This window comes from Geomicrobium sediminis (genome assembly GCF_016908595.1).
Taxonomy (GTDB): domain Bacteria; phylum Bacillota; class Bacilli; order Bacillales; family Marinococcaceae; genus Geomicrobium_A; species Geomicrobium_A sediminis.
The window spans coordinates 26,774-42,149 of record NZ_JAFBEC010000019.1 but is presented as its reverse complement, the minus strand read 5'-3'; the positions used below and the strand labels follow the sequence as shown (position 1 = coordinate 42,149).

13 protein-coding genes and 15 tRNA genes are annotated in these 15,376 nt (G+C 43.9%); 22 read left to right on the top strand and 6 right to left on the bottom strand.

The window, feature by feature from the left end; genetic code table 11:
* The first annotated feature begins 180 nt into the window (after window positions 1-180).
* The 21 genes from JOD17_RS19900 to dacB all read left to right on the top strand — a co-directional run bounded on the left by JOD17_RS19900 (window position 181) and on the right by dacB (window position 9,667).
* Window positions 181-255 (top strand) — tRNA-Asn (locus tag JOD17_RS19900).
* 5 nt (window positions 256-260) lie between these two features.
* Window positions 261-352, top strand: a tRNA-Ser gene (locus JOD17_RS19895).
* A gap of 30 nt (window positions 353-382) precedes the next feature.
* A tRNA-Glu gene (locus JOD17_RS19890) sits at window positions 383-457 on the top strand.
* Window positions 458-464: 7 nt separating this feature from the next.
* A tRNA-Met gene (locus JOD17_RS19885) sits at window positions 465-541 on the top strand.
* Between the two features lie 157 nt (window positions 542-698).
* Window positions 699-774: transfer RNA gene (locus tag JOD17_RS19880), tRNA-Asp, on the top strand.
* Between the two features lie 19 nt (window positions 775-793).
* A tRNA-Phe gene (locus JOD17_RS19875) sits at window positions 794-869 on the top strand.
* Window positions 870-875: 6 nt separating this feature from the next.
* Window positions 876-951, top strand: a tRNA-Thr gene (locus JOD17_RS19870).
* 8 nt (window positions 952-959) lie between these two features.
* A tRNA-Tyr gene (locus tag JOD17_RS19865) sits at window positions 960-1,044 on the top strand.
* A gap of 9 nt (window positions 1,045-1,053) precedes the next feature.
* Window positions 1,054-1,127, top strand: a tRNA-Trp gene (locus JOD17_RS19860).
* Window positions 1,128-1,156: 29 nt separating this feature from the next.
* Window positions 1,157-1,232: transfer RNA gene (locus JOD17_RS19855), tRNA-His, on the top strand.
* A 3-nt stretch (window positions 1,233-1,235) separates the two neighbouring features.
* Window positions 1,236-1,310 (top strand) — tRNA-Gln (locus JOD17_RS19850).
* Between the two features lie 8 nt (window positions 1,311-1,318).
* A tRNA-Gly gene (locus JOD17_RS19845) sits at window positions 1,319-1,393 on the top strand.
* A 6-nt stretch (window positions 1,394-1,399) separates the two neighbouring features.
* Window positions 1,400-1,474, top strand: a tRNA-Cys gene (locus JOD17_RS19840).
* Between the two features lie 24 nt (window positions 1,475-1,498).
* Window positions 1,499-1,587: transfer RNA gene (locus JOD17_RS19835), tRNA-Leu, on the top strand.
* Window positions 1,588-1,681: 94 nt separating this feature from the next.
* Window positions 1,682-2,170 carry a dUTP diphosphatase gene (gene dut / locus JOD17_RS19830; protein ID WP_204699705.1) on the top strand — a complete coding sequence of 163 codons (489 nt, stop codon included), beginning with the start codon at window positions 1,682-1,684 and terminating at the stop codon, window positions 2,168-2,170.
* A 198-nt stretch (window positions 2,171-2,368) separates the two neighbouring features.
* Window positions 2,369-3,721, top strand: a complete 1,353-nt coding sequence (locus tag JOD17_RS19825) for an NAD(P)-dependent oxidoreductase (RefSeq protein WP_420827953.1) — start codon at window positions 2,369-2,371, stop codon at window positions 3,719-3,721.
* Between the two features lie 12 nt (window positions 3,722-3,733).
* Window positions 3,734-5,011, top strand: a complete 1,278-nt coding sequence (preA, locus tag JOD17_RS19820) for an NAD-dependent dihydropyrimidine dehydrogenase subunit PreA (protein ID WP_204699700.1) — start codon at window positions 3,734-3,736, stop codon at window positions 5,009-5,011.
* Between the two features lie 18 nt (window positions 5,012-5,029).
* A complete protein-coding gene (gene hydA / locus JOD17_RS19815) occupies window positions 5,030-6,436 on the top strand; it encodes a dihydropyrimidinase (RefSeq protein ID WP_204699699.1) in 1,407 nt (468 codons plus the stop codon).
* A gap of 24 nt (window positions 6,437-6,460) precedes the next feature.
* On the top strand, window positions 6,461-6,655 hold the full coding sequence (locus JOD17_RS19810; protein ID WP_169963628.1) for a hypothetical protein: 195 nt from the start codon (window positions 6,461-6,463) through the stop codon (window positions 6,653-6,655).
* Between the two features lie 10 nt (window positions 6,656-6,665).
* Window positions 6,666-7,886, top strand: coding sequence for a Zn-dependent hydrolase (locus JOD17_RS19805; protein WP_204699698.1), 1,221 nt, complete (start codon window positions 6,666-6,668; stop codon window positions 7,884-7,886).
* A 260-nt stretch (window positions 7,887-8,146) separates the two neighbouring features.
* Window positions 8,147-9,667, top strand: coding sequence for a D-alanyl-D-alanine carboxypeptidase/D-alanyl-D-alanine endopeptidase (gene dacB / locus JOD17_RS19800; protein WP_204699697.1), 1,521 nt, complete (start codon window positions 8,147-8,149; stop codon window positions 9,665-9,667).
* 47 nt (window positions 9,668-9,714) lie between these two features.
* Here the strand turns inward: dacB and JOD17_RS19795 are convergent, their stop codons facing one another.
* Together JOD17_RS19795 and JOD17_RS19790 are read right to left on the bottom strand one after the other, a co-directional pair.
* Window positions 9,715-9,957 carry a hypothetical protein gene (locus JOD17_RS19795; protein WP_204699696.1) on the bottom strand — a complete coding sequence of 81 codons (243 nt, stop codon included), beginning with the start codon at window positions 9,955-9,957 and terminating at the stop codon, window positions 9,715-9,717.
* Between the two features lie 131 nt (window positions 9,958-10,088).
* A tRNA-OTHER gene (locus JOD17_RS19790) sits at window positions 10,089-10,219 on the bottom strand.
* A gap of 289 nt (window positions 10,220-10,508) precedes the next feature.
* On the opposite strand from JOD17_RS19790, the gene JOD17_RS19785 reads away from it, so the two are divergent.
* Entirely contained in the window at window positions 10,509-11,195 is a 687-nt protein-coding gene (locus tag JOD17_RS19785) for a DUF4145 domain-containing protein (protein ID WP_204699695.1), read from the top strand.
* Between the two features lie 42 nt (window positions 11,196-11,237).
* Here the strand turns inward: JOD17_RS19785 and JOD17_RS19780 are convergent, their stop codons facing one another.
* The 4 genes from JOD17_RS19780 to JOD17_RS19765 form a co-directional block, all read right to left on the bottom strand.
* Window positions 11,238-13,946 carry a tape measure protein gene (locus tag JOD17_RS19780; protein ID WP_204699694.1) on the bottom strand — a complete coding sequence of 903 codons (2,709 nt, stop codon included), beginning with the start codon at window positions 13,944-13,946 and terminating at the stop codon, window positions 11,238-11,240.
* The gene (locus JOD17_RS19775) at window positions 13,940-14,278 is read right to left on the bottom strand and encodes a hypothetical protein (RefSeq protein ID WP_204699693.1); all 339 of its coding nucleotides are present in this window, start codon (window positions 14,276-14,278) and stop codon (window positions 13,940-13,942) included. Before JOD17_RS19775 ends, JOD17_RS19780 begins: the two co-directional genes overlap by 7 nt.
* On the bottom strand, window positions 14,278-14,649 hold the full coding sequence (locus JOD17_RS19770; protein ID WP_204699692.1) for a hypothetical protein: 372 nt from the start codon (window positions 14,647-14,649) through the stop codon (window positions 14,278-14,280). The genes JOD17_RS19775 and JOD17_RS19770 overlap by 1 nt, the downstream gene beginning before the upstream one ends.
* A gap of 67 nt (window positions 14,650-14,716) precedes the next feature.
* The gene (locus JOD17_RS19765; protein ID WP_204699691.1) at window positions 14,717-15,376 is read right to left on the bottom strand and encodes a hypothetical protein; all 660 of its coding nucleotides are present in this window, start codon (window positions 15,374-15,376) and stop codon (window positions 14,717-14,719) included.

The following is a 15,376-nucleotide window of genomic DNA, read 5'->3' as shown; positions in this document are numbered from 1 at the left end:
GAGGATTTATCCACAAACTTTTTAAGGTTGCTGGGTCAAATCCGGTCAAATGTCTTGCGAATCCGTTATTCAGTTTTGAGAGAACGACACTCTCATACATAAGATTATTTACAAAAAAACACTTGCATTCGTGATGGTTTTAGAGTAAAATAATGTTGTCCATGAGGCCAACAGACACATTCCACAGTAGCTCAGTGGTAGAGCAACCGGCTGTTAACCGGTAGGTCGCTGGTTCGAATCCTGCCTGTGGAGCCATACTTGGAGAGCTGTCCGAGTGGCCGAAGGAGCACGATTGGAAATCGTGTAGGCGGCATTAACCGTCTCGAGGGTTCGAATCCCTCGCTCTCCGCCATAACACATTATGCAAGAATAATCTTAAGCTGGCCCGTTGGTCAAGGGGTTAAGACACCGCCCTTTCACGGCGGTAACGCGGGTTCGAATCCCGCACGGGTCACCAACAATATCGCGGGATAGAGCAGTCTGGTAGCTCGTCGGGCTCATAACCCGGAGGTCGGAGGTTCAAATCCTCCTCCCGCAACCAATTATTTTCGACACTACGTCGAGTAATCAACGTAGTGAGAAAAGATTGTAGTACCCGAGAGGGTGCAACCAATTACTCTCGATGCTTCGTAGAAGAGTAATAAGATAAGCATCAAGATACATACATAATTACTATGAAGTAAAACATTTACTAATGTGGGCCTGTGGTGTAGCGGTTAACATGCCTGCCTGTCACGCAGGAGATCGCGGGTTCGATTCCCGTCAGGCCCGCCATTATTTCAAAAAGTGTTTTGGCTCGATAGCTCAGTTGGTAGAGCAGTAGACTGAAAATCTACGTGTCGGCGGTTCGATTCCGTCTCGAGCCACCATTTGTTGCCGATCTAGCTCAATTGGTAGAGCAACTGACTTGTAATCAGTAGGTTGGGGGTTCAAGTCCTCTGGTCGGCACCATCATAGATGGAGGGGTAGCGAAGTGGCTAAACGCGGCGGACTGTAAATCCGCTCCCTCAGGGTTCGGCGGTTCGAATCCGTCCCCCTCCACCATTTACTAATAGGGGTATAGTTTAATGGTAAAACGAAGGTCTCCAAAACCTTTGATGTGGGTTCGATTCCTACTACCCCTGCCATAACAAATTGGAGCTTAGAGATTAATATGGCGGCTGTGGCGAAGTGGTTAACGCACCGGATTGTGGTTCCGGCACTCGTGAGTTCGATTCTCATCAGCCGCCCCATATTGGGCCATAGCCAAGCGGTAAGGCATCGGATTTTGATTCCGTGATGCGCTGGTTCGAATCCAGCTGGCCCAGCCATTTCTCATGCGGGAGTAGTTCAGTGGTAGAACACCACCTTGCCAAGGTGGGGGTCGCGAGTTCGAATCTCGTCTCCCGCTCCAAATTATGGCGGCATAGCCAAGTGGTAAGGCAGGGGTCTGCAAAACCCTTACGCCCCGGTTCAAATCCGGGTGCCGCCTCCAAAGAGAAATTCTGCCTCAACCAATGCCGGGGTGGTGGAATTGGCAGACACACAGGACTTAAAATCCTGCGGTTGGTAACAACCGTGCCGGTTCAAGTCCGGCCCTCGGCACCATTTTTAAAACAAACGCGTAAAGCGATACTTTGAAACAGTCACAACTTATGTGGCTGTTTTTGTTTTATAAAGGAGAGTTATACTAGTGAAAAGAATTGATGTGCGAGTAAAGAAACTTGATGAAGATGCTATAATTCCAACCTATGAGTCACAAGCAGCTGCAGGGTTTGATTTGTATGCACTTGAAGATGTTGTCATTCGCCCTGGTGAGACGAAATTAGTTCGTAGTGGACTCGCTTTTGAAATCCCTGAAGGGTATGAGATGCAAGTACGACCACGAAGTGGGTTGTCAAAAAAAACGAAACTACGTATTTCAAATAGTCCAGGAACAATTGATGCAGATTACCGGGGAGAAGTTGGAATTCTATTGGATAATCTTCATTCAAGCGAAGCTTCTTCGGTCTATAATACATCAGGCAAAGTAATTGAAGGATTACATGACAAAGGAAGTTATGTCATTGCTAAACATGATCGCATTGCGCAAGGTGTGTTACAAGAAGTGCCACAAGCAAACTTCATTGAGGCAGACGATTTAAGTAGTACAAGTCGTGGCAGTGGCGGATTTGGATCTACAGGTCAATAAAGTGAGAAGAAGGTAACTATTCTAGGTTACCTTTTTTTGGCATTTTGTATAGAACTTGCCCTTAAAATTGTACAATCTGTCAGGTGCATATTGCTCGCAAATTCGATACAATAGAGCTCATACTCTTTTGATTAAATAATTGGAATATTAGTAATAATGTTATTTAATCTTACTTCATTCATGAAGGAGGGCTTTCGTTTGAATGTGTTGGATCGTTTAAAAGAGAACTTTGACGAAGTGGAACAAGCTTTATCAAAGCAAGAAGCTGTAGAGGAGTCCAATCGTTGTTTGTATTGTTATGATGCACCATGCATCACAGCATGTCCGACAGGCATCGATATACCCTCGTTTATTCAAAAGATCTCATCTGACAATGTGTACGGTTCCGCACGAACAATTATGGAAGCAAATCCAGTAGGAGCAAGCTGTGCAAGAGTATGTCCTACCGAAGAATTGTGTGAGGGTGCTTGTGTTCTTAATCATTCAACAACACCTATTATGATTGGCAAATTACAACGATATGCGACTGACTGGGCGAAACACAATGAAAAAGTATTGTTTAAACGAGGAAGACCGATTGACCGCTCTATAGGTATTATCGGTGGTGGCCCTGCTGGTTTATCTTGTGCAAGAGAGTTAGCAGTGCAAGGGTACGAAGTAACCATCTATGAAGCGAATGAAGAAGCTGGTGGGCTTGATACGTATGGTATCGTTTCGTTCCGACTTCCAAAAGCTGTTTCTCGTTGGGAAGTGGAACAAGTCGAACAGCTTGGTGTAGACATTCAGACGAATTGCAAAGTTGGTGAGGATGTCTCGTTTAATGAAATTCAGTCCAAGCATGATTCAATCGTATTAGCGATTGGTATGGGCGAAGTTCCAAATCTTCATCTTCATGGCGAAACGTTAGAAGGCGTACATGATGCAATTCAACTCGTAAAATCAACGAAGAAGGATGATCTTCCTGAACCGCTAGTAGGTAAACGAGGGGTTGTTATCGGAGCAGGGAACACAGCAATTGATGGAGCGACGTGTGCTATAAGGCTAGGAGCCGAACAAGTTCAAATTTTGTATCGACGTACGAGTGAAGAGATGACAGCTTATGACTTTGAATATGAGTTTGCAAAACAAGATGGTGTAGAGTTCCGTTGGTTAACGATGCCTACACGCATTCATGGAAACGATCAAGGAAAAGTCACTAGCATTGAATGTGTGAAAATGGCATTGCAAGAACCTGGTGAAGACGGTAGAAGGCGGGTTCAACCCATTGAAGGGTCTAATTTTACGATTGAAGTTGACTTTGTGATTAAAGCAATTGGCCAAAATCGTTATATAGACTTGTTAAATGAGATTGGTATTGATCACGTTAATGGTGTTGTTCGTGTGGAAGAAGGGCGATTTAGTACTTCATTAGAAAATGTATACGCGTGTGGTGATGTCACATTTGGAGAAGGTCATGGTGAGGCGATGGTTGTAACGGCAGCAGAGCAAGGGAAACAAACTGCCTATCGCATTCATGAACACTTACAAGGTCAAGCTCGTACTTTTGCATAGAGGAGGTTTACGATGGCAGATTTAATGACGAATGTAGGTGGGATTACGTCACCGAATCCATTTTGGCTTGCAAGTGCACCTCCGACAAACTCAGGTTATCAAGTACAGCGTGCGTTTGAAGCTGGATGGGGAGGTGCTGTCTGGAAAACACTAGGCGACCCAATTATTAATACGACGTCACGATTTGCGGCAGTTTCATACAACGGGCAACGAGTGGCAGGGTTTAATAACATTGAACTGATCACTGATCGCCCTCTAGAAGTGAACTTGAAAGAAATTTATGAAACGAAGAAACGCTTTCCAGATCATGCAATAATCGCTTCGTTAATGATGGAGCCAAAACGTGAGCGATGGCATGAACTTGTTAAACGTGTGGAGCAAGTAGGTGTTGATGGTCTAGAGTTAAACTTCGGTTGTCCGCACGGTATGGCAGAACGTGGGATGGGTTCAGCATCAGGACAAGTGCCTGAACTTGTTGAAAAGCAAACGTATTGGGTGAAAGAAGTAGCAACTACACCAGTGATTGTGAAGTTAACACCGAACATCACAGACATTACGGCGACAGCAGAAGCCGCAGTCCGTGGAGGCGCTGATTCAATTAGTCTAATCAATACAATTAATAGTCTTGCAGGTGTTGATATTCATACGTGGAACACGATCCCGAATGTTGATGGCAAAGGGGCTCATGGTGGATATTGTGGTCCAGCAGTCAAACCAATCGCGTTGAATATGGTTGCAGAATGTGCTCGCAATGAAAATGTGAATGTACCCATATCTGGTATTGGCGGTATTTCAAATTGGCAAGACGCTGTCGAGTTTATGCTGATGGGGGCCTCAGGTGTCCAAGTGTGTACACAAGCGATGCACCACGGATTTCGCATCGTTGAGGACATGATTGAAGGGCTTAACCTTTATTTGGATGAAAAAGGCTTATCTTCAGTTAGCGAGCTAACGGGCCAATCGGTTAAAAAATATTCAAATTGGGGCGATTTGAATTTAAATCACCAAATAGTTGCTGAGATTAACAACGACGTTTGCATCAATTGCAACAAATGCCACATTGCTTGTGAAGATACTGCTCACCAATGTATTGATATGTTAAATGACGAAGATGGCAATCCAATTTTACGTGTCCGCGAAGAAGAGTGCGTCGGCTGTAATCTTTGCTCGATCGTCTGTCCTGTTGATGGTGCAATTAATATGGTTGAGAAACTAAATGACCGTCCGCCGATGAGTTGGAATGAGCGTGAACGTGTGATTCAATCATTAACTGTTTCAAAATCGTCATAACCAGAAAGGAATTCGGATATGAAAATTATAAAAAACGGAATTGTTGTCACAGCTTCTGATACATTTCAAGCAGACATAAAAATTGTTGATGACAAGATTGAAGCAGTCGGACTCGGATTAAGTACAGAAGGAGCAGAGGTGATCGATGCTTCTGGACGTTATATCTTCCCAGGAGGGATTGACCCTCATACTCACCTTGATATGCCGTTTGGCGGTACAGTCACAAAGGATGATTTCGAAACAGGAACAGTGGCGGCTGCTTTTGGTGGGACGACGACAATCATTGATTTTTGTTTGACTGAAAAAAGCAAACCGTTGTCGGATGCGATTGAAGTATGGCATAACAAATCCAAAGATAAAGCAGCAATCGATTATAGTTTTCATTTAATGATCGGTGAGATGAACGATCATGTTCTTAAGGAACTACCGCAAGTCATTGAGCAAGAAGGAATTACGTCATTTAAAGTATTCATGGCATACAAAAATGTCTTCCAAGCAGACGATGCTACCTTGTTCCAAACGTTAATTAAGGCAAAGGAACTTGGCTCACTTGTGATGGTTCATGCAGAAAACGGAGATGTGATTGATTATTTAACGAAAAAAGCACTTCAAAACGATCAAACCGCACCGATCTATCATGCACTCACAAGACCCCCGGAAGCAGAAGGAGAAGCAACAGGTAGAGCTAGTCAATTAACAGCATTAGCCGATTCACAACTGTACGTCGTTCACGTGACTTGTGAAGATGCAGTCAAACAAATTGAAGAAGCTAGAAAACGTGGTGCTGACGTATGGGGCGAAACGTGTCCTCAATATTTAGTGCTCGACCAAAGCATTATGGACCAACCAGATTTTGAAGGCGCAAAATACGTCTGGTCACCACCGCTTCGTGAAAAGAAACATCAAGAGTCGCTCTGGAATGCATTAAGAACTGGCTCTTTGCAAACGCTTGGATCGGATCAATGTTCATTTGACTTTAACGGTCAAAAAGATTTAGGGAAAGACGATTTCACAAAGATTCCAAACGGAGGCCCAACGATTGAAGATCGTATGTCGATTCTTTATTCAGAAGGAGTGTGTAAAGGTCGAATTACACTCAATCAGTTTGTTGAGTTAACATCAACTCGCGCTGCCAAGTTATTCGGATTGCATCCGAAAAAAGGAACGATTGCAGCCGGTGCAGATGCTGATCTTGTTATTTTTAATCCGGATGTGATGCGAACGCTGTCTCAAAAAACGCATCATTTAGCGGTTGATTATAATGCGTTTGAAGGATTAGAAGTAAGTGGGAAAGCGGAGACGGTTCTCTTACGTGGACAGGTTATTGTTGAAAACGATCAATATGTCGGTCACAAAGGCCAAGGAGAGTACATTAAGCGAGCGAAGTATGGTCATCAGTTAGAATCGAAAGTCGCGCAACGATAGTTCCTTATAAAAGGAGTGAAAGTGATGAATGAACATGAAGATTATGTGAAAGAAAAGCGTCGAATTGACGAGCTATTTGATCGTGGCTATACGATTGAGCACGTAGAAGAGAATCTTGATGGTGCATTCGTGACGTTTCGTTTAGGGGAAGTAACAGAAGTCGTTAATTTTCTAAATGCCAATGCAAGGAAGTACTTTTCGACAAAGATGATCTCTTAAGGAGCATTCTATGCAAAATCAAAAAATAGCAATTAACGGCAAAAGGCTTGAAGAAACAATCGAGAGGTTTGCGGATTTTGGCAGAACCGACAATAACGGAGTGACTCGTCTAGCATTAAGTGATGAAGATGTTGGTTCGCGTAATTATTTGGTCGAGTGTTGCGAGGCGTTAGGGCTACACGTAACCAAAGATGATTTAGGCAACCAGTATGCACGATTCGAAGGGAGTGACCCAAAGGCAGATCCCGTGTATGTTGGTTCTCATTTAGATAGCGTCAAAAAAGGAGGTAGGTATGATGGAGCGCTCGGTGTAATCGCTGCGCTTGAGGTCATCCGTACGATGATTGACTATTCGATTCAACCGAAGCGACCGATTATTCTCGTGAACTTTACAAATGAAGAAGGAGCTCGCTTCGAACCTTCGATGATGAGTTCAGGGGTCTTATCGGGTAAGTTCAATCAGGAAGAAATGAACGAGAAACGTGATCAAAATGGAGTTACCTTTCTGGAAGCGTTAAAGGAAAGTGGTTATGAAGGTAAGGCAGACGAGCGCTTAACGAACGGCAAAGCATTTTTAGAACTGCACATCGAGCAAGGTCCGGTTCTAGAGCAAGAAGAAATAACAATCGGTGCGGTAGAATGTGTTGTCGGCATGGTCTGTTATGAGATTGAAGTGCTAGGGGATTCCAATCACGCAGGAACAACGCCGATGGCGATGCGGGATGACGCATTGTTTACTGCAGTCGATACGATCCAATCGCTAAGAAATCGATTGGATCAGTTAGATGAACGTCTCGTCTATACAATTGGCCGTATTGAAGCATCACCGAATATCCATACAGTGATACCGAACCGCATCGTATTTAGTCTTGAAGCAAGGCACCAAGACGAAGAAATCATTGATAAAGTGGAGCAGATCATTCACTCTTTCAAAGAACGTAATCGTATTGAACCGAAGCGGTTGTGGCAGCGAGATACGGTCTGGTTTGATTCAGCGGTCGTTAAAGTAGTTGAAGAAGCGAGTAAACAATTGGGCACAACGCATCGAAGAATGGTAAGTGGAGCTGGACATGACGCACAGTTTATTGCGTCGATGATGCCTACTGCGATGATTTTTGTTCCGAGTTTACGCGGCAAAAGCCATTCTGAAGACGAGTATACTTCGCCTAAAGATTGTATCGCAGGTGTGAATGTCTTATTTGAAGCAGTAAGTACATTGAGTCAGGAATAAGTACCGAAACAGCCATCTGTCTTGTGGCTGTTTTTTTCATTTTTAAGGTCGAATTATATCAAAGTCATGGAGCAAATGTAAACTAGACAATACGCCAACAATGAGATGCTAAACAGCAGGCGTGAACATTATGAAAAGCGTAACTTTATTTATAGGACTAATCGATCTGCTTTTATAGACAATGGTAGTGAAAAAGACATTGAATATTAATTATTCAGAAAACGATGATATACTAATAAAAACTGCAATGGAGGTCATGTATGAGAACTTCACACATAACAAAAGTAGGATTATTAACGTTAATTGTTGGCGGGACGTTGCAACTAGGTCTATCATCGGAACTGCAAGGGGAAGAAGAGGCGTCTGCGAAAATAGAACTTCGGAATGATTTATTGGAGATTTTGGATACAGAACAATTGCAAAGTGCTTTGCCGGGTGTCCATGTTCGTCATAGTGAAACGGGTGAAGAGCTATTTAGTTATAATAGCGATATTAGCCTCGCGCCAGCTTCCGGTCAAAAGCTTCTTGTTGGTGCCACAGCGTTAGACGTTTTAGGTCCGGAGTTTACATTTGAGACAGGGGTTTACACGGACGGCTATACACGCGGCAGCATACTACACGGTAATATCTACTTAAAAGGCGGAGGCGATCCGACGTTACTCGCTTCTGACTTTGATCAATTAGCTAAAGAATTACATAATCAAGGTATTCGCATGGTCCAAGGAGACATTATCGCAGACGATACTTACTTTGATGATACAAGGCTATCTTTAGACCTCTCTTGGGCGAATCAACGAGGACAAGTCGGGGCTCAAGTGTCCGCTTTAAGCTTTGCCCCTGATGCCGCGCTTATTTCAGACGTCGCATTAGATCGTTATAATACTGCCTCGGTTTATGTTGAAGTACACCCAGGTGAAGAGCCTGGTGATGAGGCAGAAATCAAGGTAACTCCAGAATCTGACTATTATTCAATTGATAATCAGATGATCACAGTTGAAGAAGACGGAGATCGACAGTTAGCCGGTTGGGGAAGAGATCATGGAACGAACGATATTTTCTTTGAAGGGACCATTCCAGTAGGTGGTAACTCATTTAATCAATACGTTTCAATTTGGGAGCCAACCAACCTAGCGGTTGACCTGTTTGCAGAAGGTCTTAAAGATGCCCGAGTTCGAGTCAATGGCGATGTTGTCTTAGGTGAAACCCCAGAAGATGCAGAAGCGTTATTTATTCACGAATCGATGACTCTTGAAGAACTGATGATTCCGTATATGAAATTTAGTCAAAACAGTCACTCTGAGCATTTAACAAAGGCGCTCGGTCAAGAAGTCTATGGAGAGGGAAGTTGGGATAAAGGTTTGGACGTTGTCGAAGAGTATTTAGATTCAGCAGGTGTGAATACGAACGTCGTTCAACTGCGAGACGGATCGGGAATGTCACACTTAAATGCGATTCCAACAGAAGAAATGACACAATTTCTTTTACATGCTCAAGATGAAGAGTGGTTTGACATCTTTTACGGCTCATTACCGGTTGCAGCAGAAAGTGATCATTATGTAGGGGGAACACTTCGTACACGAATGGCTGATACAGCAGCGGCAAGCAACGTGGCAGCAAAAACAGGGAGTCTTACGAGTAAATCATCGTTGTCTGGCTATGTGACGGACGCTGATGGTGAAGAGTGGATCTTCTCGATTATTATGAATAATTATATCGGAAGTTCGCCAACAGCGGTTGAAAACGACATTGCCATTCGATTAGCAGAATATGAAGCAGATTGAGAAAAAGCGCGGAGGGGCATTGGGCCACCAACCGCGCTTTTTTTCATCTACTCCTGTTCATGATCTAATTCATGTTGGACAGGTTCTTCAATAAAGATCTTGTGAGGAATTCCTTCTGCTTGTTCTAAAAACAACGCTCGTTGTTGAGAAATGAAATGGTTTAGTGAACGATACATTCCATTGGGACCAATAAGAGTCATACTAAGCTTACTAACGAGTTCTCCACTGTTATAAACCGCGATATAGCGGTTATTCTGTTCATCGATTTCAAAAGAAAATGTTAAGGTCATCGTCTGATTCCTACCTTTAGATCTCGATTATTTAGACATAAAAAAACTCGTCTAGCGATTCGTTTCTTGAAAAACGATCGAACTGTACGAGTGCTGACTAGTCGAACTTATCGTTTAGTTACTATAATAATTGGTGGCGATGGTGGGAGTCGAACCCACACTTCCGAAGAAACGCGATTTTGAGTCGGTAGAAATTACTCTCGAAAAACAAAACGCTGATTTTACGGTGATTTAGACGTAAAACTTTACATACGACCACGCCAAATTACCACAAATTTGCGTATAACGGACTAAAACACTTCGTTAGGCAGATTATGGACGTAATACGACTAATTGTCAAGTATGTATCGCAACTTAGCCGCCAACCCTCCGCGCAAACTAAACTAATTGCGCCATATGGACGTTTTGGGCACAAAAAAAAGGCGGCATCCCTCGTTAGAGACACTTCCAATTATTTAATTCAAGCATTTTTACAAATTCCTAAATAATGAATCATTTATTTTATTTAGTGGGTATATTTTAGTATTATATATAGAGAGAGGTGATATTTAATGGTAGAAAATATAGTCCCTTCTTATGGACAAGATTCTTTTAATTGTTTGAGGTGCGGTAGATTAACCCCTCAAAAATGGTACATGGTAAGAAAGATAAATAAATTCGGAATAACAACTATCGAGGCATTTGAAGGTAAGAGGGGTTATACTAATTCAGAAGAATATACTTGGTACCTAGATCTTTCACTTTGTACATATTGTAATGATTATACGATTTGGGAGAGTCAGAAAATTATTTATCCATTAACACAAGAAGCACCTGCGCCTCATGTGGATATGCCTGAGGACGTTAGAAAAATATATGAAGAAGCTTCAATGGTATATAAGCACTCTCCAAGAGCAACAGCAGCATTACTACGCTTAGCTATTGAGACTATGATCCCTGAGCTTGAAGACTATAAGGTAAAGAACGGGAATTTAAATTCAATGATTGCTTCATTGGTTGAGCAGAATATTCCGGAACATATACAAAAGGGACTAGACTTGATAAGAGTAAATGGTAATAATGGGGTCCACGCTGGGGAAATTAATTTAAACGAGGAAGTAGAGACTGTAAGTTTTCTATTCTACTTAATTAATCATATGACTGAGGATTTAATTACTAGAAATAAAAGAATTGATTCTTTGTATAACAAGTTACCGGCAAGAGCACTAGCTTCTATTGAAAGGCGAGATAATAAATAACGGCACTAACCTTTTTAGCCAGTGCCGTCAGTTCGTCATTAATCAGGCGTGCGCACCAACGCCGCCATTACTCGCTTTCATAAGTTTTTGCGCAACAGCATTACCGATTTTATCTATGTCCGCATCCTCACGTACATGGAATACTGCGTTCGGGAAGTTAACAGTCGCGCCTTGCATACCGTTCGAATAGGCTTTGTTCTCATCACGGGTAAGGACACGTTCGCCTTTGTGGAGCATGTAAGGCGCATTGTTACGAGGAACATAAGCCTCGCCGTGATAAGCGCTAGTCGCCTCCGCTGAACCACGCCCGAAACCTCGCGTCACGTTATTTACCATGTTGCCGCCAAAGTCGGTTAAGGCGCTCCAACCGTTAGACGCGGTTTCAAAGACCCATTTTACGGCGCCAGTTAGCTTCGAAACGGCAGTAGTAATGCCGCTTTTGATACCTTCAATCATCTGCGATCCTAAATTACGAAACGCGGATTTAATGTTACTGATTGCGCCACGTACTTTGCCCGGTATAGACTCCAAAAAGCTCGCAATTTTGTCCGGTAGTTGCTGTATCCACTCGATCGAATTGTCGTACGCTTGCTTAAACCATTCCTTCATATCCGATGCAAATTCCTTCATTTTACCGACTGCACGCTCGCCCATGTCGTAGAAGAAATCGTATATTCTGCCGGGTAGCTCTGACATTGTAGTCGTTGCATCGTCGCGCGTCTTCGTAAACCATTCGGCTACGTTTTCCGCAAATGTAGTTAATTTATCCGTCGCCCACTCGCGTAGCTGATCGAGTATTTCACCGATTCTTCCCGGCAACTCTTGGAAAAACGTAACGGCAGTAGTAACTGCGTAACCAATCCAAAAGCCGATCATTTCCGGAAGCCCTTTAAACCACTCGACTAAATCGTTCCAAAATTCTTCGACCTTTTCGATTGCGCCGTCTTTAAACTCGATAAATTTAGCGATACCGTCAACGGCTAATTTAGCGAGCCATTCGACGACTGCGTCTTTCATTTCTTCGAATTTTTCTTCGACCCACGGCACTAATATATCGAGAATTTCTTGCGCAGCTTCGAGCATGTTGTCCCATAACTCGGCAGCGAGCTCTTTTGTGCGTTCCCATATGTCGCCTAGTATTTCGAAGGCTTGCGCGAAATCACCGCTGAATAATGCGCGGAAGAAGTCAGCGCCCATTTGAAAGACGTCTTGTAAGTACTCCCATAAAGTGACCGCCTGAGTAACGGCATAGTTAAGGTATTCTTGAATCACACCCGCGAACGTGGCTATCGCGCCTTCACCTTCGCGTAAGACAGATAATGTACTTTGTAATTTATCCCAAAATTCAGTTATCTTTTCCGTTACAGTGTCCCAATGCTTTACGAGCTGATAAATCCCGACACCAAGTAAAGTGACGCCAGTAAGTATTAACCCAAACGGATTAAGTAATAAGAACTTAGATAACCCTAAAAATGCTTTGCCAAACCATAAAACTGACTTGCCTACCATCATAAACATTTTACCGACTAGCAAGCCTGCTTTAACTAATGCGTGGAATCCTAACGCTATTGGACCGATTACGCCTAAAAATAGCGAGAAGTAGGCTAATACTGACTTTACAGGTCCCGGCAAATCTAACACCCACTTCACGACGTTAGACGCGACGTCTGCTAAGTCTGCCATGACGTTCATGATCTGATTACCGATAGGCTCAAATACAGGTGCTAACTCGTACAACGTATCGATTACGCCCTGAATACCTTCCTTTAAACGCTCAAATCCGTCTTCCCCAATCATAGACTGTCCAAGAGAGCCTAGCGCGGCCCAGGTATTAGAAATTAGTCCCGGCAAGGATTCGGCATACTTGATCATACTGCCCTCGAAGTTTTCCATTATATCATCGGAAAGGTGCCGTAACGCTTCTTCCATCGGTATTGCGCCCTCATTGACCATTTTCGCGGCTTGATCCGCACTAGTACCGAGCGCCTCACCGAGCACGTCCCATACTTGGATACCTCCGATCTCTGATAGTCGATTTGTTAAATCACCGTCAATAGTACCTCGCGAAAACGCTTGTCCGAACATTTCGTTGAGGCGCAGTCCAATTTGCTTATCGCCTTTAAAGGCACCGAGTTCCATCGACACGTTAGCTAACATTTGCGCATCAGCCTCGGACATCTCACGCCCAAGTGAACCACCGATCATACTGGCGACTTCCGAGTACAAGTAAGAGGTGTCATCGGCTAAGTCGGTAACGCCTTTCATTACGCGATCGAACGCAGCGCCACCGCCAACCATTTGCTCGATCATCCGTTGAGCATCCTCCATTTGGGACATACGGTTCAACCCGCCTCCGAGAGCCGCACCGAAGAAGCCGGTAACTGGCGCAAAGGATTTCGTAGCCTCCATTCCGAAAGAGCCGATCTGATCGTTAATTTTCGGTATGTTACGGATGGCGTCGCTTAACTTATTAACACTATCCCGCGCAGTGTCGATCATACCAGCGATTCCGCCCGCCGATCCTGTAACGTTATCACTGGCACCTGCGAAGTCATTAAGCGATTTAGATGCGTCGCTGAAGTCTTTGCTCACGCTATTATCGATCATGTCGCCAGTTACTCTTTGCACGCTATCCGCAGCAGAAGTTATTTCATCTGTCATACTCGTAAAGTCGTCCATAGTACCGATGATTTTCTGCATGTCTTTTGAGAAATTGTCTTGTAATTGTAAGGACGCGGTTAAGTCTAGCATTGTTGGACGCCTGCCATTCGTTGTATCACGTCGCCAAGTTTATACGTTAGTCCGGGCAGCACCGTGCGAATCGCTTCTAAATCCGCGTCTGTTTCAGCACGGTACAATAAGCGAAACTGCTCGATAATCTTCGTCATAAGTGCGCCCATTTTGCGTCTTTCTGCGTCAGGATGCGCCTGCATTTTTGCAGCTAACTTTTGATATGCTGTAATTCTGCGCACCATTGGACGCGTGACATACGGCGTCTTTTCTTGCATCTTCCTTAGCGCAAACTCTTGCATCACCGCCTGCGTTTCTTCTATAAACGTCGCTAGTTCGTTAATTTCCTTCATCATTGCCACCCTGCCTTTTTAAGTTCATCCGCTACATTGCGCTCGATTGTCGCTTTGTAGCGCTCTTTTGACGCCTCAATTTCGTCCGTTAAGTATTGCTTGCCGTTGACTTCGTGCTGGTAGTACGCGTAGTTGAAACCGCGCCGGTAAGCGTTTGAGCTGATCGTTCCTTTTAGGTCAACCGTGTCAACTTCCGTTAATATGTTGCGGCGCAAGACAGCTGTATCGACCGGCGCTCTTTCGCGTGATCCGCGTTGCCACATCGTCATAGACTGATGCAGGCCTTTAACTGCGCCACGATGTGCGGCTTCGGGCGATTGCTTGAGCGCGCTTTGTAGCTGACTAAGACCTCCAATTTTAAAATTACGCATGTATGTTCGCCTCCTTATCCGCAAAAAAGACGCCCCGTGAAAGGGCGCCTAGTGTGCGTATGTAGTTTTATACTCGTTGGCCGTTCTGCTTAAAAGTTCCGTACTTTAATGCGTCGTTCATTTCGTGCTCCGATACTGTATATTTACATCCGTCGGAAGTCGCGCCACCAAGGTGACTCCAATTAACTTGATGACGAAGAGCTTTTACATCATAAGATTTTTCTGATGCATCTGCTGGCTTCATTTCCATTTCTTCGCACGCCTCGCGCTTAATAGACTGACACTCTTTTTGTAGTAGTTTGTAATCCGCAAGCGATTGTAAGTAAGCTGTTTTTGCTTTTGCGATATTATCCATTTTCTTATCAATTTCTTTATCGAAATAATCGTCGGCTTGTTTTTTGGCGGAAGCAACCGCCTCTGTAGATAAAGGCGTGAGCTTTTTGCCGTAGCTGTTTCGGGCTAATTCCAGCCGTTCCTGCGTACCAGTAAGCGCAAATTCAAGCTGTTCAATACGCTGTCGACATTCTATTTCGGCCTGCTCGTTGGCAGCGCTAGGGTCTGCGACAGTAGCGTCCATTAGAAGCGGAAGCTCTGCCTTAGCTTCGGAAAGTTCAGCGCTGGTGTGGTCTACCTTTGCTTGTTGGGTAGCAATAGATTCTTGTATTCTGCTTTTTTCCGCCTTTAAATTTTTAATTGCTTCTGAAACTGTCTTATTTAACTTTGTCAT